22 protein-coding genes are annotated in these 23,058 nt (G+C 64.5%); 7 read left to right on the forward strand and 15 right to left on the reverse strand.

All coding sequences use genetic code 11. The annotated features are described in order from the left end of the window. Position 1 precedes the first annotated feature (1 nt). From lnt to gloA, 7 genes are all read left to right on the forward strand, one after another. On the forward strand, positions 2-1,522 hold the full coding sequence (gene lnt, locus GGD90_RS07935; RefSeq protein WP_184415019.1) for an apolipoprotein N-acyltransferase: 1,521 nt from the start codon (positions 2-4) through the stop codon (positions 1,520-1,522). A gap of 503 nt (positions 1,523-2,025) precedes the next feature. After that, a complete protein-coding gene (gene glyQ, locus GGD90_RS07940) occupies positions 2,026-2,931 on the forward strand; it encodes a glycine--tRNA ligase subunit alpha (protein ID WP_153116009.1) in 906 nt (301 codons plus the stop codon). A gap of 1 nt (position 2,932) precedes the next feature. Continuing rightward, a complete protein-coding gene (gene glyS / locus GGD90_RS07945; RefSeq protein WP_153116010.1) occupies positions 2,933-5,017 on the forward strand; it encodes a glycine--tRNA ligase subunit beta in 2,085 nt (694 codons plus the stop codon). Between the two features lie 55 nt (positions 5,018-5,072). Next, positions 5,073-5,615, forward strand: coding sequence for a D-glycero-beta-D-manno-heptose 1,7-bisphosphate 7-phosphatase (gene gmhB / locus GGD90_RS07950; RefSeq protein WP_184415021.1), 543 nt, complete (start codon positions 5,073-5,075; stop codon positions 5,613-5,615). Then, entirely contained in the window at positions 5,615-6,352 is a 738-nt protein-coding gene (locus tag GGD90_RS07955) for a lysophospholipid acyltransferase family protein (RefSeq protein ID WP_153116011.1), read from the forward strand. Before gmhB ends, GGD90_RS07955 begins: the two co-directional genes overlap by 1 nt. Continuing rightward, complete coding sequence (locus GGD90_RS07960; protein WP_153116012.1) at positions 6,333-7,151, forward strand: M48 family metallopeptidase; 819 nt, start codon at positions 6,333-6,335, stop codon at positions 7,149-7,151. Before GGD90_RS07955 ends, GGD90_RS07960 begins: the two co-directional genes overlap by 20 nt. 33 nt (positions 7,152-7,184) lie before the next feature. Then, positions 7,185-7,568 carry a lactoylglutathione lyase gene (gloA, locus tag GGD90_RS07965; protein WP_153116013.1) on the forward strand — a complete coding sequence of 128 codons (384 nt, stop codon included), beginning with the start codon at positions 7,185-7,187 and terminating at the stop codon, positions 7,566-7,568. 45 nt (positions 7,569-7,613) lie between these two features. On the opposite strand, the gene GGD90_RS07970 is transcribed toward gloA, so the two are convergent. The 15 genes from GGD90_RS07970 to GGD90_RS08040 all read right to left on the reverse strand — a co-directional run bounded on the left by GGD90_RS07970 (position 7,614) and on the right by GGD90_RS08040 (position 23,045). Continuing rightward, positions 7,614-8,192 carry a hypothetical protein gene (locus tag GGD90_RS07970; RefSeq protein WP_153116014.1) on the reverse strand — a complete coding sequence of 193 codons (579 nt, stop codon included), beginning with the start codon at positions 8,190-8,192 and terminating at the stop codon, positions 7,614-7,616. A 237-nt stretch (positions 8,193-8,429) separates the two neighbouring features. Beyond that, positions 8,430-9,251 carry a DNA adenine methylase gene (locus GGD90_RS07975; protein ID WP_228273681.1) on the reverse strand — a complete coding sequence of 274 codons (822 nt, stop codon included), beginning with the start codon at positions 9,249-9,251 and terminating at the stop codon, positions 8,430-8,432. A gap of 146 nt (positions 9,252-9,397) precedes the next feature. After that, on the reverse strand, positions 9,398-9,595 hold the full coding sequence (locus tag GGD90_RS07980) for a hypothetical protein (protein WP_153116015.1): 198 nt from the start codon (positions 9,593-9,595) through the stop codon (positions 9,398-9,400). A 16-nt stretch (positions 9,596-9,611) separates the two neighbouring features. Beyond that, complete coding sequence (locus tag GGD90_RS07985; RefSeq protein WP_228273692.1) at positions 9,612-14,309, reverse strand: host specificity factor TipJ family phage tail protein; 4,698 nt, start codon at positions 14,307-14,309, stop codon at positions 9,612-9,614. Next, positions 14,309-14,731 (reverse strand): NlpC/P60 family protein, encoded by a 423-nt coding sequence (locus GGD90_RS07990; RefSeq protein WP_153116017.1) that lies wholly within the window; start codon positions 14,729-14,731, stop codon positions 14,309-14,311. Before GGD90_RS07990 ends, GGD90_RS07985 begins: the two co-directional genes overlap by 1 nt. Next, entirely contained in the window at positions 14,728-15,243 is a 516-nt protein-coding gene (locus tag GGD90_RS07995; protein WP_153116018.1) for a DUF1833 family protein, read from the reverse strand. Before GGD90_RS07995 ends, GGD90_RS07990 begins: the two co-directional genes overlap by 4 nt. Continuing rightward, positions 15,240-15,683 (reverse strand): hypothetical protein, encoded by a 444-nt coding sequence (locus tag GGD90_RS08000; protein WP_153116019.1) that lies wholly within the window; start codon positions 15,681-15,683, stop codon positions 15,240-15,242. Before GGD90_RS08000 ends, GGD90_RS07995 begins: the two co-directional genes overlap by 4 nt. After that, complete coding sequence (locus GGD90_RS08005) at positions 15,646-18,726, reverse strand: tape measure protein (protein WP_153116020.1); 3,081 nt, start codon at positions 18,724-18,726, stop codon at positions 15,646-15,648. Before GGD90_RS08005 ends, GGD90_RS08000 begins: the two co-directional genes overlap by 38 nt. Further along, the gene (locus tag GGD90_RS08010) at positions 18,723-18,860 is read right to left on the reverse strand and encodes a hypothetical protein (RefSeq protein ID WP_153116021.1); all 138 of its coding nucleotides are present in this window, start codon (positions 18,858-18,860) and stop codon (positions 18,723-18,725) included. Before GGD90_RS08010 ends, GGD90_RS08005 begins: the two co-directional genes overlap by 4 nt. An 8-nt stretch (positions 18,861-18,868) precedes the next feature. Next, positions 18,869-19,342 carry a hypothetical protein gene (locus GGD90_RS08015; RefSeq protein WP_153116022.1) on the reverse strand — a complete coding sequence of 158 codons (474 nt, stop codon included), beginning with the start codon at positions 19,340-19,342 and terminating at the stop codon, positions 18,869-18,871. A 2-nt stretch (positions 19,343-19,344) separates the two neighbouring features. After that, positions 19,345-20,109 carry a phage tail tube protein gene (locus GGD90_RS08020; protein WP_153116023.1) on the reverse strand — a complete coding sequence of 255 codons (765 nt, stop codon included), beginning with the start codon at positions 20,107-20,109 and terminating at the stop codon, positions 19,345-19,347. Positions 20,110-20,133: 24 nt separating this feature from the next. Next, the gene (locus tag GGD90_RS08025; RefSeq protein WP_153116024.1) at positions 20,134-20,310 is read right to left on the reverse strand and encodes a DUF7210 family protein; all 177 of its coding nucleotides are present in this window, start codon (positions 20,308-20,310) and stop codon (positions 20,134-20,136) included. Further along, a complete protein-coding gene (locus GGD90_RS08030) occupies positions 20,307-20,750 on the reverse strand; it encodes a phage tail terminator protein (protein WP_153116025.1) in 444 nt (147 codons plus the stop codon). The genes GGD90_RS08025 and GGD90_RS08030 overlap by 4 nt, the downstream gene beginning before the upstream one ends. After that, positions 20,747-21,175 carry a gp436 family protein gene (locus tag GGD90_RS08035; RefSeq protein ID WP_153116026.1) on the reverse strand — a complete coding sequence of 143 codons (429 nt, stop codon included), beginning with the start codon at positions 21,173-21,175 and terminating at the stop codon, positions 20,747-20,749. The genes GGD90_RS08030 and GGD90_RS08035 overlap by 4 nt, the downstream gene beginning before the upstream one ends. Positions 21,176-21,323: 148 nt before the next feature. After that, entirely contained in the window at positions 21,324-23,045 is a 1,722-nt protein-coding gene (locus tag GGD90_RS08040) for a hypothetical protein (RefSeq protein WP_153116027.1), read from the reverse strand. Positions 23,046-23,058: the final 13 nt, after the last annotated feature.

A 23,058-nucleotide genomic window follows, 5' to 3' on the forward strand; every position in this document is an offset into this window, starting at 1 on the left:
TTTGCGCGGCTGGCAGCTGGCGGCCGCGGCACTGCTGGGCGTAGCCAGTGTTGCCGCTTTTGCGCCGCTGGCCTGGTTTCCGCTGCTCTGGCTGACGCTCGGCGGCTGTTACTGGCTGCTCAACCGCGTGCGCACGGCCGGCGCCGGCGCCTTGCTCGGCGGCGCTTTCGGTCTTGGTTTCTTCGGCGCTGGCGTCTCCTGGGTCTATGTCAGCCTGAGCGTTTTCGGCGGCATGCCGATGGCCGCCGCTGCCGGCGCGACGCTCGCTTTCTGCGCCTATCTGGCGCTCTTCCCGGCGCTCGCCGGCGCGCTGTTCGTGCGCTTCGCACCGGGGCCGCGGCTGGCGCGTGCACTCTTCTTCGCCGCGCTGTGGGCGCTGAGCGAATGGCTGCGTGGCGTGCTGTTCACCGGCTTCCCATGGCTGGCGATCGCTTATTCGCAGACGCCGCCGAGTCCGCTGGCCGGCTTTGCGCCGCTCGCCGGCGTGGTTGGCGTCGGTTTGCTGAGTGCGCTGCTCGCGGCATTGCTGATGGAACTGCTATCCGGCCTGCTGCCGCGTGGCGCGGCGATACGCGCCGGCCAGCGGCGCGTGCTCAGCGGTTTCCCGCTGCTGCCCTTGCTGGCCGTCGCGCTGCTCCTCGCTGGCGGCGCCAGTCTGCGCACGATCAATTGGACGGCGGCGCAGGGCGCGCCTTTCAGCGTGGCGCTGCTGCAGGGCAATGTGGCGCAGGACGTGAAATGGCGTCCGGAAACCTTCGCCGAGTCCCTCTCCACCTACCATCGTCTTGCCCTTGACCACCCGGCCAGGCTGACGGTACTGCCGGAAACGGCGCTGCCGGTGTTCTACGAGCGCGCGCCGCGCGACTACCTCGAAGAACTGGCGCGTCTGGCAGCGCGCGAGGACGGCGATCTGGTCTTCGGCATCGTCACCGGCGACGGCGAGCGCTACGCCAATACCGCGCTCAGCCTGGGTGTTTCGCCGGCGCAGCGTTACGCCAAGTCGCACCTCGTCCCCTTCGGCGAGTTCACGCCGCCGGGCTTTTCCTGGTTCATGCACGCGCTCGACATCCCGATGTCGGATTTCACGCCGGGTGAGGCGAAACAGGCGCCGTTGGCCATTGCCGGTCAGCAGGTGGCGATCAACATCTGCTACGAAGACCTGTTCGGCAGCGAGATCATCCGCGCCCTGCCGCAGGCGACGCTGCTGGTGAATCTGTCCAACGTCGCCTGGTTCGGCGACTCGCTGGCGCCGGCGCAGCATCTGCAGATCGCGCAGATGCGCGCACTCGAAACCGGCCGCATGATGCTGCGCGCGACCAATACCGGAATGACCGCGATCGTCGGCGTCGATGGCCACGTGCAGGCGGTGCTGCCACCGTTCACGCGTGACGCGCTGACTGGCGAAGTGCAGGGCTATAGCGGAACCACTCCTTACGTGCGCTGGGGAGACGTGCCGGCCTTGCTGCTGGCGGTGTTGCTGCTCGGGCTGGGGGCCTTGCGGCGGCGGAGCGGGCATTACTGATTGTCGCGTCGGGCGCTTGTTTGCTCGTCCGCTCGGTTTTCGATGCTTGGTGTTCGGGTGTTCGGGTGTTCTGGATTCGGTGCCTGGCGCGCACGCGGGAACGGGGCCGTGGGCGCCTCATGGCTGCACAAATCGTTGCCCACGGCCCCGCCCCCGCGTGTCGGGCAGTCGTGGTTCGCTGACAGGAAAAGCTTGCCGGCAACTTGAGCGGGGCGCAGGGAGCCGCACGCGGCTCGTGGTTTCGCTCTTCGGTTGAGTCGCCAACACGGTCGCACACGTTGCGCCGGGGGGCGGATGCGACGATTTGTGCAGCCATGAGGAGCGTCCGCACCCCGGCGCAACGTGCGCTGTCAACTACGCAACGACGCCGTCCATGGCGCTCACCAAAGCCGGAAGCAGCCGAAGCAGGTGCGCCGCAAGCGCAATCCGCCCATACCTCCGGGTTTTGGCGGGCAACGAAACCAAGTAGAATCAGCCCTTTCCCCGAACTCCGAAGCGTTTCCATGCCCACTTTTCAGGAAGTCATCCTGCGTCTCCAGAACTTCTGGAACGAGCAGGGCTGCGCCTTGCTGCAACCCTACGACATCGAAGTTGGTGCCGGCACCTTCCACACGGCCACCTTCCTGCGCGCGATCGGCCCCGAGCCGTGGCGCGCCGCCTACGTGCAGCCGTCGCGCCGGCCGAAGGACGGCCGTTATGGCGAAAACCCCAACCGCCTGCAGCACTACTACCAGTACCAGGTGGTGCTGAAACCGTCGCCGGCCAACATCCAAGAACTCTACCTCGATAGCCTGCGTGCGCTTGGCATCGACACCGCCGAACACGACATCCGCTTCGTCGAGGACGACTGGGAATCGCCGACGCTCGGCGCCTGGGGCCTCGGCTGGGAAGTCTGGCTCGACGGCATGGAAGTGACGCAGTTCACCTACTTCCAGGAAGTTGGCTCGCTCACCTGCAAGCCGGTGCTCGGCGAGATCACCTATGGCCTCGAGCGGCTGGCGATGTACCTGCAGGGCGTCGAGAACGTCTATGACCTGGTCTGGGCCGACGGCCCGAACGGCCGCGTCACCTACGGCGACGTCTATCACCAGAACGAGGTTGAGCAGTCGAAGTACAACTTCGAGCACTCCAACGTCGACATGCTCTTCCGCCACTTCGGCGAACACGAGGGTGAAGCCAAGCGCCTGATGGGCCTCGGCCTGCCGCTGCCGGCCTTCGAGCAGGTGATGAAGTGCTCGCACACCTTCAACATGCTCGACGCGCGCGGCGCCATCTCGGTGACCGAGCGCGCCGCCTACATCGGCCGCGTGCGCGCACTGGCGCGCGAAGTTGCGCAGGCCTACTACAACTCCCGCGAGGCACTCGGTTTCCCGATGGCCCGGATCCTTGCCGGCGCGGAGGGCAATTGAGATGAATCCAACCCTGCTTGTAGAACTGCTGACCGAAGAACTGCCACCGAAGGCGCTGGCGCGTCTCGGTGAGGTTTTTGCCGCGCAGATCCACTCCGGCCTCGTCGAGCGCAAGCTCGTTGCCGCCGGCAGCGACTACCGCTGGTTCGCAACGCCGCGCCGCCTTGCCATCGAGGTGCCGGGCGTTCTCGCCGTGGCGCCCGACGCGACGGTCGTCGAAAAGATCATGCCGGTCGCCGTCGCGCTCGACGCCGCCGGCCAGCCGAGCCCGGCGCTGCTGAAGAAGCTCGCCGCCAAGGGCATCGCCGCGAGCGAAGTGGCGAAGTTCGAAAAACGCATGGACGGCAAGTCCGAGACCTTCTTTTACGAAGCCTCGGTCAAGGGCGCGCGCCTGGATGATGTGCTCGGCGGCATCGTCAGCGATGCGCTGAAGAAGCTGCCGATTCCGAAGCTGATGCGCTGGGGAGATTCTGACCACCAGTTCGTGCGCCCGGTGCATGGCCTCGTGCTGTTGCGCGGTGATCGCGTTGTTCCCGGCGAAGTACTCGGTCTGACCAGCGGCCGCGTCACCCGTGGTCACCGCTTCCTGTCGAGCGGTGAAATTACGCTGGCCTCGGCCGAAAGCTACGAAGAAGCACTGCGCACGCAGGGCAAGGTCGTCGCCAGCTTTGCCGAACGCCGCGCGTCGATCGAACAGCAGCTCGCCGCGCGCGCGCAGGAACTCGGCGCGACGATCAACCGCGCCGACGGCCTGCTCGACGAAGTGACGGCGCTGGTCGAATGGCCGGTCGTCTACGTCGGCGAATTCGAGGCCGAGTACCTCGAAGTGCCGCAGGAATGCCTGATCCTGACCATGCAGCAGAACCAGAAGTATTTTCCGCTGCTCGATGCTGCCGGAAAACTGATCAACAAGTTCCTGATCGTCTCCAACATGGCGGTCGCCGATCCGAAGCACATCGTCGGCGGCAACGCGCGCGTGGTGCGTCCGCGCCTCTCGGACGCGCGGTTTTTCTTCAACCAGGACCGCAAGGCGACGCTGGCGTCGCGCCTCGAGCGGCTGGGCAGCGTCGTCTATCACAACAAGCTCGGCTCGCTGCTGGCGCGCGTCGACCGCCTCGAAGCGCTGGCGCAGAAGATCGCCGTGCGCCTGTCGGCCAACGCCTCGCTCGCCGCACGTGCGGCGCGGCTGGCCAAGGCCGACCTCGTCACCGACATGGTCGGCGAATTCCCCGAACTGCAGGGCATCATGGGCCGCTACTACGCGCTGCACGACGGCGAGGACGCTGCCGTTGCCGACGCGATCCAGAGCCACTACCAGCCGCGCTTTGCCGGCGACGCGCTGCCGGCCGGCAACATCGCCTGCGCCGCGGCGCTCGCCGACAAGCTCGACGCGCTGACCGGCTTCTTCGGCATCGGCCAGATTCCGACCGGCGACAAGGACCCCTTCGGCCTGCGCCGCGCTGCGCTCGGCGTGCTGCGCATCCTGATGGAATCACCGCTGCCGCTCGACCTCGCCGACCTGATCGCCGACGCGCAAGCCGGCTTTGTGCCGGGCGTGCTGACGCAGCCGGTGAGCGAACCACTGCTCGATTTCATGCTCGACCGCCTGCGCGGCCTGCTGCGCGACGCCGGTTATGCGCAGGACGCTGTCGAGGCCGTGCTGGCGCAGCGCCCGACGCGCATCGACCGCGTGCCGGCGCGCCTTGACGCGGTGCGCGACTTCCAGCGCCTGCCCGAGGCCGAAGCGCTCGCCGCCGCCAACAAGCGCATCGGCAACATCCTGCGCAAGGCCGACCCGGCAGCGATCGCCGAGCCCGATCTGGCGCTGCTGCAGGAGCTCGCCGAGAAGGCGCTGTTCGAGCGCGTGCTGCTGCTCGCGCCGCAAGTGCAGTCCTTCGTCGCCAATGAGGACTATGCTGCTGCCTTGAAGGTGCTGGCCTCGGTGCGCGCCGAGGTCGACCGCTTCTTCGAGGACGTGATGGTGATGGCCGAGGAACCGCTGCTGCGTGCCAACCGCCTCGGCCTGCTGCGTGCGCTGTCGGCGCAGCTCAATGCCGTCGCCGATCTTTCGCGTCTGGCGGCGTGAGCCACGTCGCCTTGTGGGTGAGCCCCGCTAGCGGGGCGCGCCGGGAGTCGCCATCATGCCGCTGAAGCTCATCATTCTCGACCGCGACGGGGTCATCAATTTCGATTCGGCGCAGTTCATCAAGTCGCCGGCCGAGTGGCGGCCGATTCCCGGCAGCCTGGAGGCGATTGCACGCCTCAATCAGGCCGGCTGGCGCGTGGTCGTGGCGACCAACCAGTCGGGCGTCGGCCGTGGCCTGTTCGACATGGACATGCTCAACGGCATCCACAACAAGATGCACCGCGCCGCGCAGGCGGCCGGCGGGCGCATCGACGCGGTGTTCTACTGCCCGCATACCTCGGAACAACACTGCGATTGCCGCAAACCTCAGCCGGGAATGTTCCGGCGCATCGGCGCCTGCTACAACATCGATCTCGCCGGCGTGCCGGCGGTCGGTGATTCGCTGCGCGACCTGCAGGCTGCTGCCGCGGTCGGCGCCAAACCGCTGCTGACCCTGACCGGCAAGGGCGAGAAAACCCGCGCCGAGGGCAATCTGCCCGAAGGTACGCTGGTCTTTCCCGACCTCGCGGCAGTGGTCGCCCATCTTCTGGACACCTGATGCGTCTGCTCCGCTCCTCGCTATTCACCCTGCTGGTCATTCTGCTGACGATTCCCTTCGGCATCCTCGTCACTCTAGCGATGGTGGCGCCGCTGAGCACGCGCTTTGCCATCATCGCCGTCTGGCGGCGCGCTTTCCTCGCGCTGTGCCGCGGCGTGCTCGGCATCCACTATCGCGTCATCGGCCGCGAGAACATTCCGGCCGAGCCGTCGGTGATTCTGTCCAAGCACCAGTCGGCGTGGGAAACGGTCGGCCTGCAGGATATCTTTCCGCCGCTCGTCTTCGTGCTCAAGAAGGAGCTGATGCGCATGCCCTTCTTCGGCTGGGGGCTGGCGGCGATGAAGATGATCTCGATCGATCGCGGCAGCCGGCGCGAGGCGCTGCGGCAGGTGGCCGAGCAGGGCTGCGACCGGCTTGCCGCCGGCTACTGGGTGGTGGTCTTCCCCGAAGGCACGCGCGTCGCTCCCGGCGAGCGCGGACGCTACAAGCCCGGTGGCGCGCATCTGGCTGCTGCGGCCGGCGTCAAGGTCGTGCCGGTGGCACACGATGCCGGCGAAGTCTGGGCACGCAACGCCTTCGTCAAGTCGCCGGGGCTGATCACTGTCAGCATCGGACCGGCGATCGACACCGCCGGCCGCTCCGAACTGCAGGTCGGCAAGGAAGCCGAGGCGTGGATCGAGGCCGAGATGCAGCGTATTTCGCCGCACCGCTACCCGGATGCCGCTGCTGGCCAGTAAGCGCAGCGGCGCTGCCGGCATTACGTCGCGGCAGATCACGCTCGGCGACACGCCACTCGCTTACCGCCTGCGCCGTTCGGCGCGGCGCAGCATCGGGTTGACTGTCGACGCCGCTGGCCTGGCCGTTGCCGCGCCGCAACGCGCGCCGCTGGGCGACATTGAAGCGGTGATCCGTAAGCACGCCGCCTGGGTGCTGCGCAAGCTCGACGAATGGCGCTCGCGACCACCGCCGCTGCCGGCTCCGGTCATTGGCGATGGCAGCCGCGTCGCTTTTCTCGGTGGCGAACTGCTGCTGAAGGTCTGCGCCGGTCGCGGGCGGGCGCAGTGGGACGATGTGCCGGCCCAGGATGATTGTCTGGCTGGAGAGACGGGCGCCGTGGCCGCGGTTGGGCTTGAGCAGCCAGCGCCGTTGCCGACGCTGACCTTGTACTGCCGCGAGGAGGCTGGCGAGGAAGCTGTCGCCAAAGCGCTCAAGGCGGCGCTCTGCGAGCGTGCGCGACCGCTATTCACGCAGCGTCTGGAGCACTATTGTGCGCGCCTCGGCGTCACGCCGCCGGCGCTGACACTCTCGTCGGCGCGCACGCGCTGGGGCAGTTGCAGCCCGAGCGGCATAAGGCTCAACTGGCGGCTGGTGCAGTTGCCGTCGACGCTGATCGATTACGTCGTCGCGCACGAAGTCTCACATCTGCTCGAGATGAACCACAGCCCGCGCTTCTGGTCCGTTGTCGAGAGTCTTTACCCCGGCTGGCGTGCCGCACGCGCCGAACTGCGCCAACGCGCGGCGCACTGCCTGCCCTGACGCAGCCCATCCGAACCATTACCGGAGCAAACCATGCGAATCCTGCACACCATGCTGCGCGTCGTCAATCTCGACCGCTCGCTCGCCTTCTACACCGAAGTCCTCGGCATGCGCATGCTGCGCCGTAACGACTATCCCGAAGGACGCTTCACGCTGGCCTTCGTTGGCTACGGCAGCGAAGCCGACAGCGCGGTGATCGAGCTGACGCACAACTGGGATACTAAGTCCTACGAGCTTGGCAACGCCTTCGGTCACGTTGCGCTAGCCGTCGACGACGCCTACGCAGCCTGCGCGGCGATCCGCGAACGCGGCGGCAAGGTCGTGCGCGAAGCCGGGCCGATGAAGCACGGCAACACGGTGATTTCTTTCGTCGAAGACCCGGACGGCTACAAGATCGAGCTGATCCAGCGCGGCTGAGCCGTACCTGCAAGGAAGGGCAGGGCTGTACCGCAGCCTGCTCGCTTACTCATCGGCCTCGTCAAGTCCGTCGCTCTCGAACAGCGAGGGCGGGAAGGCCAGTGCCGGTTTCTTTGCGTCATCAGCGCTCACCGTTGGCGTGCGCTGTTCGGCAGCAAGCCGCCGCGCCTCGCTGCAGGCGATGTCGATCACTGCCGCGTCCGCACTCGTCGGCGCCGGCACGTAGAAGGCGAGCTTTTCGGCACGCGGCTCGAACGCGCCCGGTTCGCCCTCGGTCACCACCGCCAGCGAGCCGCTGCGGCAACGGATCGCCCACAGCTTGCGGCGTTCGGGTACGGCGTCGCTGGCGAGCGTGATGAAGCGCTTGGCCGCATCCACCTCGAAAACGACGCGTTCCCAGATTTCGTAGTGCTGCCCGCGCCGGTGCAGGCTGGCGAGGTTCAGGCTGAGCTTGCCGGTCGCCCGCGTCGTCGGCAGTTGCAGGTCGCCGACGTAAACCCAGCGATCATCGGCAAAAGTCCCGGTGCAGACGAACAGCAGCCCGACGCTGGCGGCGAGGAGCCAGCGCTGCGGCCCAGCCGGGCGCAGCTTGCTTCCGGGACTGTGGGTTGCGAAGTTATCCATGGAGGGCGCCGAAGAGGTTTGACGCTTGCGGGTTTTATAACGCTATGTCAGGGCGCTGGATCTGGAATGGCCCGACGATAGTGTGTAGCGGCGCGCGATTTTTGGCACTGTTTTGCGCGACATTTGGCACAGCCTCGGAGCCTAAGTAGCAGGGGCGAAAGCGGCGCCGGAATCGGGGCGTTACCGTCTCGCGGCAGGGGGCAATTCTAGCCCCCTTTTTAACGCCCATTCGGCGCATCAAAACAAGCCGCCCATCAGGCCCGCTTCGTAGTTCGTGATCACCAGTTCGCCGCTCTCCTTCGGGGCGCCTTGAGCGTTCGCCACCGAGTACTTGATACCTAGCTCGTGCATCTGAAAGTCGGCGAAGCACGCTCTGATGTCCGGGTGGTCGTTGATCGACAGCATCACCTTCCCCTTACAGCTGCGCATCGCCTCGGCGATCGCTTCGTACTGCTCCCAGAGGAACGGCACGCCGTAGCCTTCGGTCTCCCAGTACGGCGGGTCCATGTAGAAAAAGGTGTGCACCCGATCGTAGCGCCGAACGCACTCATCCCACGGCAAATTCTCGACCGTCGTGCCACCGGCCAGCCGCAGGTGAGCAGCTGACAGATTCTCCTCGATCCGCAGCAAATTGACCGCGGGCGCCGTTGTCGCCGTCCCGAAGTTCTGCCCGGAGACCTTGCCAGCGAAAGCGTGATGCTGCAGGTAGAAGAACCGCGCGGCGCGCTGAATATCTGTCAGCGTTTCCGGGGCCGCCATCTGCGCCCACTTGAAGACCTGACGCGACGATAGCGCCCACTTGAATTGCCGGACGAACTCCTCAAGGTGGTGCTGAACAACCCGGTAAAGATTGACCAGCTCGCCGTTGATGTCGTTGATCACCTCGCACTGCGCCGGCAGCGGGCGCAGGAAGTAGAGGGCGCCACCGCCACAGAACACCTCGACATAGCAATCATGGGGAGGGAACAGGGGAATAAGCCTGTCGGCGAGCCGCCGCTTGCCCCCCATCCACGGGATGATCGGACTGGCGCTGGTGCTGAAAAATCGTGTCTCTTCCACGTTAGAACCTATGCGTGTAGGCTTCAGCCCGCCGTGTGCACGGTGGCGGTGCCTTGGCCGAACGCAGGGACATCTGCGGGAGGTGGCCCGGTTCGGTGTTAGCGCACCGAACTGGGTCGCACCGTTCTTCAATTGATGCCGTCGCGTCAGCCAGCGACGGTGGTGCAAACAAGGCTGACGGTGAACTTGTCCATCTGCTTCTGGCGCAGGGCGGCCAACACTTCGTCGCCGACCTGAACGCGCGCGACTTCACACAGCTCGGGCGTCTGAAACGCCACTTGCGCGATGGTGCTGCCACTCTGCGGGCCTGAAAAAAGCACCAATATGATGAGAATGGATTGCATAGCTTTCCTCCGTCTCCTATCGACCTGTTGCCATCCAGTTCAACGTCCCCGCAGCTAAAACGCTCGCTCCAGCGACCGTGTAGCCGTAGGACGCAACGTCGAAGCGGTTCTGCCCAGAAGTGGTGTAGCCGAGGTATTGACCAATGGTGAGCACAGCGGTCCCCAGCGTGAAAATCGCGTAAATCTCCTCATAAGACCGAGTCAGCACGAGCCCTTCGCTGTTGTAAGAACCAGTCGAGAATGTGAGCGGGCCGGCCTGGTGCGTGTTGTAGTCCTGGAACGACGCGACAAAGGTCGGAAAGATCACTGACTGTCCAGGCAGCAGTGACCAGATGACCGAGTACGACCACTGAACCGACGTGACAGTCCAGCCATCAGGGGGGGTGTAGGTCGGCATCGTCCGGATGATCGAATTGCCCGACTGATGATTTTTCGTGCTGGTTAACGTCACGGTCGTTGTGCCCACGGCACCTTCGGGCGCAGAGAACGTGCCGCTTGCGTCGGATGCCGAGAACTCGATCCAGAACGAATACGCTCCAGCTGACGGGAAATTGAAGGTGTAGCTGTCGGTCACTGCGGTGATGACCGGGCCGATGTCCTTGGTGCGCCAGGCGCCACCACCACCGTCCCCGGTGTAGCGGACTCTCCAGTTGACCTGCCGGCGCCGATACGTCGCACCTGACCCTGTCCATCGGATCGAGGACAGACTGACCGTCGGCGTGATTGCCGTGCAATTGCCTGGCGTCGCGTAGGTGCCGGATGTCCAGGTCGTTGATGCCGTGAGATCACCCGATGACGCATTGATCGCCGAGATACCGCTCCCCGCAGCGATGTTCAGATTCGCGCGGGCGGTGAATTGCCAGCGACCAGATCCCGGAGCGGTCTCGGTCAGGTTGATCGCCGAGCACTCGATAGACTGGTCCTGATCTTTGGCCGATGCCTTGAACAGCGCAAGGCTCGCCGGCGAGACCATCACCCTCGGCTCGGCGAGCCAATAGCCGGGGATGACGACGGTGTCTCCGTTGGCGGCGATCCCGGATTCCAGCCGGCTCAGATAGTTGTACGAGCGGAAGGCGCCATCCATGTAGCGGATGAACCTGATCTCTCCCGCCGACAGGCGAACGAAGTCGGCGTTGACTTCGGTATTGCGATAAACCCGGATCTCGCCGGCGCCGTCGAGCTCGATGGTGCCGCCCCCCAGCCGCATCATGACGTCGCTTGGTAGCGTGCCGGTTTTCAGGTTGGCGATATCGACGTTGCCGCCGATCAGCACGTCGGCGTTCAGCAGCGCCTGATAATCGCCGCCGCCTTTATCCACGAGCGCAAACGGGAATTTGTCCCCGGTCGGCGCCTTGATGGCAAAACGGTCGGCGAGGATCTCGAACTTGTGACTACCGCTCCCGTCCGTCAGCAGGCCATTGATCTCATCGAGCATCGAGTCCGGGTCGGCGGTGATCGCCCGTATCGTCAGACTGTGCTCGACCGACCACTGCAATTCGTCAGCGCCGAACTTGTCGAAGCCGGCCATCCGAACGTACCAGACATCACCGTTGACGAATGGCTCGCTGCCAGGCCCCTCGGTGAGCACGATCACCTGGTCGTAGCCCTTGTATGCCTGATTGGCCAGCAATGCCGGATTGAATCCGCTGGTGCGCGACATGGCCATGATCACGCCGGCGAAGTCGGTGTCCGTCGGCAGCGCGTAACTGGCGATGATCTGCAGATGGCCGCTTGAGAGGCGGATAGCACTCAAGGCACCGATTTGAGGATTCACCGCCGGACTGGTGACCCAGTCGGACACACCGAGCGGACCACCAGCACGCACCCGCAGCGTCAGCGATCGCCACGGGCCACCATCGGCGATGATGTCTTCGGCGTCATAGTCGAAATAGAGGTTGTTCGTGCGCGCCGACCGCACCACGACCGACGCAGCCACGACTTCAAGATCGTAGTAGCGAGCGCGCGTCGCGGCCTGCCACTTCCAGCGCGCACGCGAGCCGAGCCAGGGCTCGACCAGCACGACGTTCACCGGTGCGCCTGGCGCCGGCACCTCGCCGGCGATGCCGTCCCATGTCGCCCACGGCCCGGCCACCTTGCCGACGGCGCAGGCGCGCACGTGCAACGGTCCAGCGGGCGGAGAAAAAGTGATGTTGGTGCCCGTCGTATCGCCGGCGGCGCGCTTCCAGACCTCGCCGTCGTCACTCCATTCGACGACATAAAACGATGCGCCATCGACCGCAGCCCACGACACCGATATCACCGGCGCGTCCGGATCGCCGTTCTGAGCAACGAAGATCGACTTGAGGACCGGCCGCGCAGACGCCCTTGGCAAGCCCCAGCCGACCGCCGGCGGGGGCACGGTATTGACTTGGTCGGCCGAATGCACGCGAGGGTCATCAATGACCATCTTGATTTCGACCTTGCTCCCCTTCGGCTTGAGCGGCGGAACGACCTTGCCAATCAGATAGACTTCGCTGCCGATGCCGAACGAAAACCGCGAGCGCCGCTTTCCGCCGCCGACGTATGGCTGAAAACCAGCGACGGGCTCGTCGAGCCTGACCACATTCGGCTGCACGCCGGCGCTCACCCGCCACGGGCCAGAGCGGCCGCCGGTAAGCGTCCCCATCACCAGATAATGGTCGTTGCCGGGAACGAACTCGACGTCGGTCGAGAGCGTCAGCGTCGTACCGACCGGCATGCCGCCGTTGCCATCGTCCGCGCCGATCGCCACGACCTCACCGGTCTGCGACCTGTTCACCAGATGATGAGAGATCGCAATCGTATCGAGCGGGAGCAGCAACCGCCCTTCGAGCTCAGATTGAAACGTTAATACCCGGCGCCGGTAGACGTTTTCCGCCGCGTCTGTAACGCCTTCGCGCCATACGTGCTGGCGATCGCCAATGCCGAAGTAGCTCACGCTCGCGGGCTTTGTCGACGTGCTGCCGTCGATCTTGCAATCCACTTCCCGCCAGCCGAAAACGGTCGTATCCCAGTACTTTGCGCGGACGAAATCAGACGTCTTGTCCCCCGGCATGACGTACTCGACTTCGACCGATCCGCGCACGATGTTGCCCGGCGTGAAGGTGGTCGACGGGACGCTCTGCCATTCGTCACGCGCAAACGAGAACATGCCGGCAACCTGAAACCACTGAGCCCGACCGGCCTTCAGGCAAGCCGTCAGCGCCTCAGCGACCGTGCTGCGCGTGTCGAAGCTCGCGTCGAAACGATCTCCGCGCGCCTCCCACACCTGGTCGAGCTGGTACAGCTTATCCAGATCGATGCTGGCGGCAGCAGCGCCCCTGCCGTAATCGGCCATCAGGATATCGGCCGCGGCCCAGGCGATGGCGCGTGTGGCAACCGGCGCTGACCATCCGTTTGCCGGCGACCAGGTCGGCACCATGCCCATGCCGCGCACGAAGACCTTGCGCGAGCTGGCTTGAGTGAGCTGCCCGCTCGCTTTCGAGCGGATGGCGATGACCGTGTTGTCGGGGAACGATAGCGGCGTCGGCAAATAGGCGCGCAGACCGGCCCATGTGACTTCATGGCCGGCGCGATTGCTGGTGTTCTTGGCATCGATACGGGTGCCGCGAACAGCATAGCGCCCGGCGGCAACCGGCCAGCGCTTGCTGACGCGCTGAGCAGTATTCGTACTTGCCGCGTGTGTAATGTCGCCGAGAACGAACCAATCACCTACCGGAGCGCCGATGGCGTCGAGCGCGATCGCCTGCAACCGCACATGCACCGACAGCGTTTCAAAGCCGCCCGAGTCGTTGAGCAGATAGAGGCCATAGGGGCAAACGATGTCGACGCCGATTTCCGTCGCCGACGTGTCCGCAAGCACAGCCACGAAGCCGACGCCGCCACCGACCCAAGCGCCCTGTACCAGCTCCTGCCCGGCAACCTCGCCGCTGGACTGGACATTGGCCGGAACGAGCGTGACGGCACCGCCGGGAGGAACGACCTCATAGTCGATATCCTCAAATGCAGCGATGTCGGTATCTTCGATGGTGATGCCGTCGATGCGGTAATGACCGAGACCGACATCAAGGATTTCGTAGAGGTACTGTTCGTTGGCGGAAAACTCCCCGTACGGCTGGGCGCAGTAGGCCGGCGCAAATCTGAACAGACCGTAGTGGCGCGGACGCGGAGATCCAAGACGATTGCTGTTGCCTTGGCCGCTGAGCGAATAAGTCGGGCTTGGCGCCGCCATTTCGGCCGCGTTCGATGCAGCGAGTGCTTTTGCCGGCGGCGCCAGCGCCGATATGAGCAGGTTGGCACCAAGCAGGTACAACGCCTGCGCTACGCCGGCATTTGTGATGCCCATCGACCCGAGGAAAGCGACCCCGGCCGGCATGAAATAGATGGCCGCGATCATCATCACGGCAGCCACCGGGTTCGACCCGTCGCCGTTGCCGTGGGGGTTGTCGATCAGGACGATCTGGTCGCCGCGGCGCGGCCGGTACCGTGTCCATTGATCCCGCGGCATCCATTCGCCGTTGATCGAGCAAATGGTGCGGCGAGCAACAATGTCGTGGCCGCTGCGCCTCAGCCACACGCCAAGGCGGTAGCGCCGATCGAGCAGCGTCAACTTGTGTTCGCGTGGCCGCAGCACGTTTGCCACATGCACGACGGTCGCCTGCTTGGGCAACGGCTGCCAAGGCAGATCTGCCAGCGGATCTGCCAGCGGATCTACTGGCGCCGGATCTTCGTGCATCACCACCGGCCCACCTCGCTGGCTGGGGCGTAATAGCGGATGAGCGAGAAGCCGTGCAGCTTGACGTGCAGCAGGCTGTGCTTGCATACGCCCGCACCGGCAAGCGCATGCACCACCGCGCCGCCGTCGATGTCGGCCCAGACGCCGATATGTGCCTCTTCGGATGACCGGCCCATTGCGACGAGGTCGCCATCGAACGGCCGCGGCACCTCGACCCACCCGCTGCGGCCCGGATGCTCGCGCAACAGCCGGATCAGGGCGCGCGGCGGCAGCTCGTCGACCGCAACGCGCAGCTTAGGCAACTCGCGCCCGAAGTGATCGCGCTCGATGGCCGTTGCCAGGCCCCAGCAGTTATAGGCGTCCGGACCCATTGCGCCGGGCAGGTACGGCTTGCCTTTATAGTCGTGCGCCCAGTGCATCATTCGGCCAGCCCCGGATAGTCGGTGGCGGTGTAATCCTTACCGGGGAAGGGCCAGTTGACGGTATCGCCAAAGCTGGTCGTTGCTTTTGCCGTATAGACGTTGGCGCGGGCTTCGGTCAGCGTCAGCACCCAGCGCATGCCGAGGCTGACAACGCCGTCGACAACCCGCGCGCCGCGATACACCACCGTCGTCTTGATCGTGCTGGCGCTGGCCAGGGCGAGCGCCTCATTGATCTGCCCGGACACGTTGTCCATCTGAATGCTCATCTCGTGGCTACCGGAGCCCACTTCCGGCAACTCGATCTGCGCGGCGATCGCAACAAACACCACCGATTGCCCGGCGCCCGCAGGCGCGTCGACTTCGAGCGTTCCCGTGATCGACTCAGTATTGATGACCACGCGCAGCGGCTCGGTGAAGGTCGGGTGCAGAAACTCCAGTGTGTTGAGCACAACCGTGTCTGTCGGAGCCGCTGCGTACGCCTCTCGCGTTGCGTCGTCGTAGGAGAAAGTCATGGGTTGATCAGCGCATCGAGCGCCGCCTTGCTGAGCACCGGGCGATTACGGGTTTCGAATTCAAAAGTCACCGCAAACACGGCGCCGGCGATCAGCTTCGATTTGATCGCCCCCTTCTTGAAGCGAGCTTCGGCTCGATAGATGCCGGACCCAGAGGCCACTGGCATATCGAACCAGTCAGCGCCATCGTGCAGGTAGTGGCGATGCCACGCCTCGAAGATCTGCATCTGTTCGCGCGTGAAATCGACAGTCGCTGCGTAATTCGTGACGATCATCGTCTTGACGCGCCTGACGATCGCCGCGCCGTCCTCCATATCGGTGCGCGCCGTTGCATCGTCCGTTTCGATTTCGATTGGCAGCTTCGGCGTCGGCAGCAGCGAAGGCCAGATTGGCAGTGACATGTCAGCCGCCCCTGATCGATCGACCGCGGCTGATTGCACCAACGGATTCGAGCGCCTCGGTGAATGCGCCGTTTCCCTTGACCAGGTTGCGCGCGAGGAAGCCATCGACCTGTTCCAGGAACACGTCGAAGCGACTTCCATCGCTGCTGCTTTGCACCTGGCTAACGCGCGCGCCAGCGGCTTCGTGGATGTGGATCTCCGGCTTGCTACCGCCGCCATTCTTGCTATGACGGGGGTCATCCTCTGTCACGACCTCCTCGCCGACCTTGCCCACCAGCAGACGCTCATTCGCGCCGATCTCGCCCCCTTGGTGGAAGCGAGGTGCAGCGGCGATGGCCGCCGCCGAGAACGATAGGCCAGAGCGGCGCAGCCCACCGCCAAGGCCGATCAGGCCGCCGGTGTGACGTAGCGTGATGCCATTCCCAAGCCCCGAGCCCCCGTAGCCCGGCACCGAAGATGCCGAGGAGGAAGACGCCGTAGAGCCACCGAAGCCGAGAGCCCCCAGCAGCGAGCCAAAGAGGCCAAGGCCACTGCTGCTGCTCGACACCTTGAAAATCTCTTCGGCGAGGCGTTCGGCCGCAAGGCGCACCATCGCCGAACGGATCGAGTTGAGTGCGCTGAGCGCGGCCTGACCGAATCCCTTTGAGCGATTCGTCGCGTCTTCAAAGAACGTGGCCAGCGCTGATTTCGCCGAGCTGTTGAAGGTGGCCGTCCATGCATCGGTGACGGTAGAGAGATTCACCCACTCGTTCTTCATCTTGGCGATCTCGGTCGCCAGCTGCGGGTATTTCGCCGCGAGCTCGTCGAGCATCGGCAGCTGGCCCTGCAGAGCCGTCGCCGCGTCACGCTGCAGCTGCAGGATCTGCGAGCGCGCGTCGATCTCACCCACCAGGCCGTTTTCTCGCAGTATGTTGATGCGCTGCTCTTCGGCGTTGAGCGCACTCGTCGTGCGCGTCCAGGCCGCCTGAATTTGCGCCAGGCGCTCCTTGGCGGTTTCGACGTCGATCATCTTCTCGACCAGATCGACGCCGCCCGGCAGATCCGCAGCGTTAATCTTCGCCTGTTGCAGGATGTCCTTGTAACGCGCCGCAACGGCAGCGCCGATCTGTTCCGGCGTCGCTTCGCCCATCGCCTCAGCCAGCTTGAGGCGCAGCGCGTCGAGCTGCTCGCTCAGCGTCTTCAGGCCGAGTGCCGTCTTGGCATTGGCGTCGGCCTGCACCTGGCCGCGCTTGGCCGTGATGACCGCCAGCTCACCCTCAAGCCGCGTCACCTCGGCCGTGCGCTTGCTGACTTCCGCGACCCCGGCCGCGCTCGCCTGATTCTGGCGCGCCCGAGACAACTCCTGCTGCGCCGCTTTCTCCTGCGCCGCCAGCGCCTGATCCTGCAGCGCTGCCTGCGTTGCGTAAAAGTCCCGCACGCCGATCAGCCGCTGATCGTAAGCCCGTTGATAGGCGTCGCCGGCAGCAGCAAGCTGTTGCTGCATCAGCTTCATCTCGGCCTCGGCCTGCGCCTTCACCTGGGCAAACTGTGCTGAAGCCGCGGCGCCGTCGCCCTTGTTGTATTTCGCCTGGATTGCAGCAATTACCTGCGGGTCAACGTCGGTGCCGGCGCGCAGGATAGCCGCCTTGTACTTGGCGACCTCCTCGGCGGCTTTAGCCGTGCTGTCCTTGTACTGATCGGTGAACGCCGTCAGCGCTGCCTTGGCTTGAGCCTTTTCGCGCGCCAGGTCGCCGGCGAGATCCGGCGCCTTGAAACCGGTTTCCTTGCCTTGAGCGACGGCGAGCTGGTTGATCTCCTCCCGCGTCCGTGCCAGTTCGACGCGATAGCTCTTCAGCCGGGCACTGTCGATCAGCCCCAGAGAGCCGTCGTTCGACTGTTTCTCTTCCAGGGCGGAAATCTCGGCCTTGAGCGACTGCAGCTTCGCCATTGCCTGCTCCTGCAGGCGAGTCGTGTCGAACTTGCCCACGCCAAAGGCGCCGGCCTGAAAAGCACCAATGGCAACGAGCAGGCGATGCACGACTCCTGCGTCCTGGCCAAGGACCTTCATCGCCGCGGTTGATTCATTCAGCCCGTTTGTCAGCGGCTTGAAGAGTCCACCATCTGCATCGGCCATCTGACGCTTCCACAGGTCCATCGCGCTGCTGAGGCGATTGAGCTCGGCCTGCAGGCTCCTGACCGGCGTCGAAAACTCGGCGTTGAGCGCAGCACCGAACTTCGGCAAGAAGTCGCTGGCCATCAGCTGGCCGGTATCGAGCAGCTTGGAGAGTTGCGCCTCGGTGACGCCCATCGCCTTGGAAGCAAGTGCGAACGCGCCCGGCAGGCGTTCGCCAAGCTGGCCGCGCAACTCTTCGGCGCTGACGACGGACTTGCTGGCCATCTGCGATAGCGCGAGCAGGGCGCCTTGAGTCTCTGCCGCCGACAGGCCCATCGTCATCGACGCTTTTGCGATGCCTTCGAAAACGGCACGCGTAGTCGCCGACGAGATTCCCGCTTCCTTGGTCGCTGCTGCGAACTTCGCGTAGGCGTCGGCCGACGTCGAAAAGTCCAGACCAAGGCGCTGCGTAACATCGCGCAAGTAGCCCAGCTCGGTCTTGGCTCCGGCGCTGGAACCGGCAACATACTTCAGCTGGCTGGCGAGCTTGTCGCTGGCCAACTGTGCGTCGATCAACGCGCGCGTGATACTGACGATCGACTGCGCCCCGAGTCCGGCCAACAGTGCAGAGCCAAGCCCGGTGAGAAAAGACGAAATCACCCCACCAGTTCGCCGCGTTGCATCCTCAGCCTCACGCAGTTTGGCGATATACGGCGCCGCCGCATCCGCGACCCCGAGCATTGCCGCCTTCTGAGCGGCGAGCTCGCTGCGGGTCTTGCCGATCGCATCGGCTTGTTGCTTGAGCTGGTTGAGATACGCCTGAGCTTCCTTGGACAGCGCGCCGAGACCAAGGCCGCCGCTACCCTCCTGTTTGACCTGCTTGAGCTCGCGACCGAGCGCCTCGACCGACTTGTCGAGCTGTTCGATCTGGGCACGGGCAGCGCCAGTGTCGCCCGTAAAACGCAGCAGGTATTGAAGGGTTCGATTCACGTCAGCGTCTTCAGGATGGCGTCGATGGCGTTACCGGCTTCAGGATTCACCAGCCGGACCAGTGCAAGCCGCCGGCGCTGGTCCGCAATTTCGGCACGGTCGATCGCGGCCAGATAAGCCCGGATCTCGCGCATCGTGTAGTTCAGGATGTCGGCGCGCCGGTGGCCGTGAGCGATGAGTCGCTGGAAGACATCCGCCCAGCCAGCGTCGCCAGGCGCGACAGCAGACCGACCACCAGACTTCTGGTCGCCGGGAGAATCCGACGGACGAAAAAATCGAGGTTCTCCTCGACGATCGCCTGCAGCAGCGCCAGCGTCTGGTCAGGCGGCAGCGTGCCGATCTGATCTGCCGTCTTGCCGGTCGCCACCGCGATCGCGGCGATCGCCGACTCGCCGTGCTGCTCGATCAGCGACATCCAGTCCGGCGGGGGCGCGATGACCGCCTCCCCAGCATCGGCGCCGACGACGATCAGCAGCGAATCAAGCTGGTCAAGCAGGGGCCGGGCGTGGCGCAGGAAAGGCGGGATCTGCGCCGTCACGATCGGCAGCACGGAGATATCACCCAGCGCCGTCGTGACGACGCGCGGCGCCGGGATCAGTGCCTCGAGATCTTCCATGATCAAGCCGCGACCTGAATGATCCGGCCGAACTGGCCGAGCACGGCATCACCGACCTTGGTATCGTCGCGAAGTACGGAACCGGCGATCGGGAAGTTGGCCACCTGGCGCGTGATGAAATCGAGCGTCGCTGCGGGGTCGAGCACCACGCGATAAAGATCCACGATCATGCGGCCGCCGCCAGGCACTGTGTTGCGGCCTTCGAAGCGAACCCAGTACTCCTTTGCCTCGCCGGAAAACATGGGGATGACCGAAGCGTCGGCGTAGGAATACGACGCCTTGAACGGCTCAACGTAGGGACCGCCGGCCGTCTTGTCCTTGAGCTGGATGGAACCGCCGGGGCCATTGACCGTGTACTGGCCGGCGGGCAGGGTCTTCGGCGTGCCGGTCGAGTCGACGACGATCACCGACGAGACGTTCTGCTTGGCGAGCAGCGCCAACGCACCCACCGCGGACGGATTCGGCAGCGTTTCTCCGCTGACGGTGCCGGTACCTTGAGAAAGAACTGTGCCGTAGGTGACCATCGCCAGGTTGTCCTTGGACCAGTTCTTCGCCTGCATCGACAGGCCGGCCTTCTTTGCGGTCTGCAGCCGAACCGCGGTCAAACGATCACCGGTCTGATCTTCCTGCACCTCTTCGGTATCGACGTTGAGCGACACCTTGTATTCGCCGGTGTCGCCGATGTCCATCAGCCACAACGGCTTGCCGTCCGGGCCACGCTGGCCGATCCAGATGTAGCCAGCGCCGGAATAGTAAAGAGTACTCATGTGCGTTCTCCTGGTTGCGTTGCGTTACTTGACATCGGCACTCTGGATCGACACGAGCCAGTCTGCGACCGGAGCCGGCAGCGTCAGCTCGGCGCCGACCGGATGTTCGGTGCCGCTATCGGTATGCGGCAGCGTCAGCACGATCTTCTTGAAACCTTCGGGAACAGCCTCTGCGGCTGCGATAGCGGTCTTGGTGTTCATTGCGCAACTCCGATCAATGGACGTTGGAAAACGAGGGGGAAATAGGCGTAATTCTGTTTGTAGGCCGGGCGGTTGATCGCCGCACACGACAGCGGCCGGCCCTCCTGGTCGGGAAGCCATCCCGCCAATGCTTGAAAAATCTCCGAGATGAGCGGGCCGGCCTCGCGACGCAGCCGGCGTCCATCGCTGCCGGCGCGACGCACGACAAGCGTCACCATGAAGCCGAGCTGAATCTCTTGCAGCAGACCGTCTCCCGCCTGAGCGCCGTCGCCCTGGGGAAGGCGGCTGCCGATGTACTCGACGAACGCAGCCGGCGACGGACTGTCCTGTCCGGCAGCGGATTCGGTGTCGACCCTCTCTTCGACGTGCCGCAGCGCCGGTACGGCAGCTTTCAGGCGCTCGACGATCGCCTCTTCGTCGGCCAGAAAGTCGGCGATCATTCGCAGCCCCTGAGAGACTCGCGCGCAAAAACGTGCTGACCGCCAGCGAAGTCCACCAGCGACTCCGTGCGCTCCGGCTCGTTGCCGGTCGGCAGCGGCAAGCGAACGGCACCTGTCGAAATGTCCCGGCACAGCCGAATCGCCGCCTTGTAGTTCTCGACCACCAGCTCCGGCGCGTTGTCGCGGTACAGCCGGTAACGAGCGATGTCGCAGACGGCCTGCTTGACGTTGGCCGGCACGGATGCGAGAGGCACCTGATAGCGTGCAGCCAGGTAACCCTCGACCTCCCCAGCTGCGGCAGCAATCGCCCGATCGACACGCGCCGTGACGATCGCGCCAGTCGGCGTCGGGTCGATATCGGTCTGGTTGAGCAACTCGCTGGCGCCGAAGGCGTCAAGCAGATCTTGTTGGGTGGCGTAGGTCATCTCAGATCTCCATCGTCCCAAGCGGCCGCCGCTTGATCAGATCCTCGCCAAGCCAATAGACGACAGCGACCAACGCGAGCAGCAAGATCACGGTTTCGGCGAGGATGACGAAGGGGCGCATGACGTGTGTGCAGAGGGGATTAGAGAATCACAGCAGACCAACGTCGGCGCACCAGTCAGACGGGCGCAAAGTCACCAGAGCGCCGGCCTGCTGCTTCGTGCCGATGTAGTTGATGATGTCGGCCAGATCCTCGAACCAGATCGCCAGCCCTGCTGCCGCCCCGATCCTCGCGTCCATGTATGCCACCGTCGCATTGCCGACTGCCGTACCGAGAGCGAGCGCGCGGGCACGGTATTGCGCTGTCGTCTCTCCCGCGCTGACGGCAATCGGAGCGCCTGCCGTTCCGGTCGCATTGTTCGTCCGGTCGTGGTCGACAAGGCTTTTTGCCCAGACGTTGTGGTAGTACATCCACATCGTTGCGCCGTACTCGATGCAGCGGTCGATCAGCGGCTGAATCGTGGTCAGCGTTCCGCCGTCAATGCTCGCGCCGGGGATGCGGTAGCGATCAGGGACGCCGCCCTCCGGGAAGCAATAACGGCCCTCTGCCCCGCCATTCCGGTTTGCAACATATCCGGCCGCCCGCAATTCGGAGATCATCAACTGGCTGGTCGAATTGTTGTTTGCAATCCAGACGCGCAAGCCTCGCAGCCAGCCCGCAGCAAGGTTTCTATCTCGCGTCGTGGTGATCGCGGCGCGCATCGTCACTGGGTCGAGAACGTCAATGCCGAGCGGGCGGTCAACAACGTCGTTTCCGGCGAGTTCCCATCCTGCGGCGTAGAGCCGGTGGTAGCGATCCTTTGCCCGTGGGTCGAAATCCAGTTCCTGCCAATACTGGTTTGCGTAGGCGGCTACCTTGTTCTTTGCGCACAACGGAGCGACAAGAGCGGAAAGGGGGTCAGGCACCGCGTTATCAGTCCCGAGCACGATGCACGGCGTACTCCAGCCGCCGCGACGCAGAGACTTGAGCTTGATCGTTTTGCCGGAAAACTTGCTGACCATGACGCGAATGAAATTTACCGGCTTCGTCCAGTCGGCGCCTGTTCCTGCGCTAGCCGGTGTAAGAGCGTAGCCGGGCCACGGCCCTGCCTTTGTGTCGGTGGCGAGGGAATCAAAGCGGAATCGCGTGTATTTTTCCCCGCCGAATTCCTTGTCTTGCGGAGAGCGTACCGAGTCGTTTCGGAAAAAAGAAAAGAAGGCTTTATTGGCCGGACCGGTGCTAACAGCGTCGTTCGCGTACTCCATTCCGAGAGAGAAGTTAGCCTTCGCAGGGTCGCCGTCCGGAATGATGTAATGCAGCGCGATGCCGTTTTCGTCGTAAAAATCGAGCGGAGAGAAACCAGTGGTTCCGTCGAAGTACAGCCGCAACTCCCCGGAGTCGCTGTTCGGCGTGAATTCAAGGCACGCGCTGCCGTCAGTCCAGCCCGCAGGATTGTGGCGAACTTCACCAGTCGACTGCACAGCAAGGCGGCCAAGGTTGCCGTACGTGCCGCTGCCGGAAAACGCCGCACCAGTGGGCAGAAAGTCGGTTGCGCCGAAATCGAGAATCTTGACGCCGAGAACCGAAGTGATCTTGCCGTTCATGGCGCGGATCGTCGGGTCGAGTTCGGTGTTGTTGATCGGGGAAAATTCAATCACCCCGGTGAGAGCCTTCTTCGCACGCACAAAACCCAGGGCATCGAGCACGGCGTCACCGGACTCTTTAGTACCGTCGGGGCCGAGCAGGCCGATCGCCGTGCCGGATTTGTCGAGCAGCACGCGCAGCGGTGCGGTCGCTGCCTGTTGTGACTCGTCGTAACTGCCTTTGCTCATGCCCGTCTCCGGA

The organism is Rhodocyclus tenuis, from assembly GCF_014197755.1.
Classification (GTDB): domain Bacteria; phylum Pseudomonadota; class Gammaproteobacteria; order Burkholderiales; family Rhodocyclaceae; genus Rhodocyclus; species Rhodocyclus tenuis.

What these genes read in the sequence shown, in the direction of transcription:
- GGD90_RS08025 (WP_153116024.1), bottom strand. Translation starts at nt 20,310, where the DNA reads ATGAACACCAAGACCGCTATCGCAGCCGCAGAGGCTGTTCCCGAAGGT.
- GGD90_RS07970 (WP_153116014.1), bottom strand. Translation starts at nt 8,192, where the DNA reads ATGGATAACTTCGCAACCCACAGTCCCGGAAGCAAGCTGCGCCCGGCT.
- GGD90_RS07995 (WP_153116018.1), bottom strand. Translation starts at nt 15,243, where the DNA reads ATGACTTTCTCCTACGACGACGCAACGCGAGAGGCGTACGCAGCGGCT.
- GGD90_RS08030 (WP_153116025.1), bottom strand. Translation starts at nt 20,750, where the DNA reads ATGATCGCCGACTTTCTGGCCGACGAAGAGGCGATCGTCGAGCGCCTG.
- GGD90_RS07955 (WP_153116011.1), top strand. Translation starts at nt 5,615, where the DNA reads ATGCGTCTGCTCCGCTCCTCGCTATTCACCCTGCTGGTCATTCTGCTG.
- GGD90_RS08040 (WP_153116027.1), bottom strand. Translation starts at nt 23,045, where the DNA reads ATGAGCAAAGGCAGTTACGACGAGTCACAACAGGCAGCGACCGCACCG.
- GGD90_RS07980 (WP_153116015.1), bottom strand. Translation starts at nt 9,595, where the DNA reads ATGCAATCCATTCTCATCATATTGGTGCTTTTTTCAGGCCCGCAGAGT.
- GGD90_RS07960 (WP_153116012.1), top strand. Translation starts at nt 6,333, where the DNA reads ATGCCGCTGCTGGCCAGTAAGCGCAGCGGCGCTGCCGGCATTACGTCG.
- glyQ (WP_153116009.1), top strand. Translation starts at nt 2,026, where the DNA reads ATGCCCACTTTTCAGGAAGTCATCCTGCGTCTCCAGAACTTCTGGAAC.
- GGD90_RS08015 (WP_153116022.1), bottom strand. Translation starts at nt 19,342, where the DNA reads ATGGAAGATCTCGAGGCACTGATCCCGGCGCCGCGCGTCGTCACGACG.
- GGD90_RS07985 (WP_228273692.1), bottom strand. Translation starts at nt 14,309, where the DNA reads ATGCACGAAGATCCGGCGCCAGTAGATCCGCTGGCAGATCCGCTGGCA.
- GGD90_RS08010 (WP_153116021.1), bottom strand. Translation starts at nt 18,860, where the DNA reads ATGCGCGAGATCCGGGCTTATCTGGCCGCGATCGACCGTGCCGAAATT.
- GGD90_RS08020 (WP_153116023.1), bottom strand. Translation starts at nt 20,109, where the DNA reads ATGAGTACTCTTTACTATTCCGGCGCTGGCTACATCTGGATCGGCCAG.
- glyS (WP_153116010.1), top strand. Translation starts at nt 2,933, where the DNA reads ATGAATCCAACCCTGCTTGTAGAACTGCTGACCGAAGAACTGCCACCG.
- gloA (WP_153116013.1), top strand. Translation starts at nt 7,185, where the DNA reads ATGCGAATCCTGCACACCATGCTGCGCGTCGTCAATCTCGACCGCTCG.
- gmhB (WP_184415021.1), top strand. Translation starts at nt 5,073, where the DNA reads ATGCCGCTGAAGCTCATCATTCTCGACCGCGACGGGGTCATCAATTTC.
- GGD90_RS07990 (WP_153116017.1), bottom strand. Translation starts at nt 14,731, where the DNA reads ATGATGCACTGGGCGCACGACTATAAAGGCAAGCCGTACCTGCCCGGC.
- GGD90_RS08035 (WP_153116026.1), bottom strand. Translation starts at nt 21,175, where the DNA reads ATGACCTACGCCACCCAACAAGATCTGCTTGACGCCTTCGGCGCCAGC.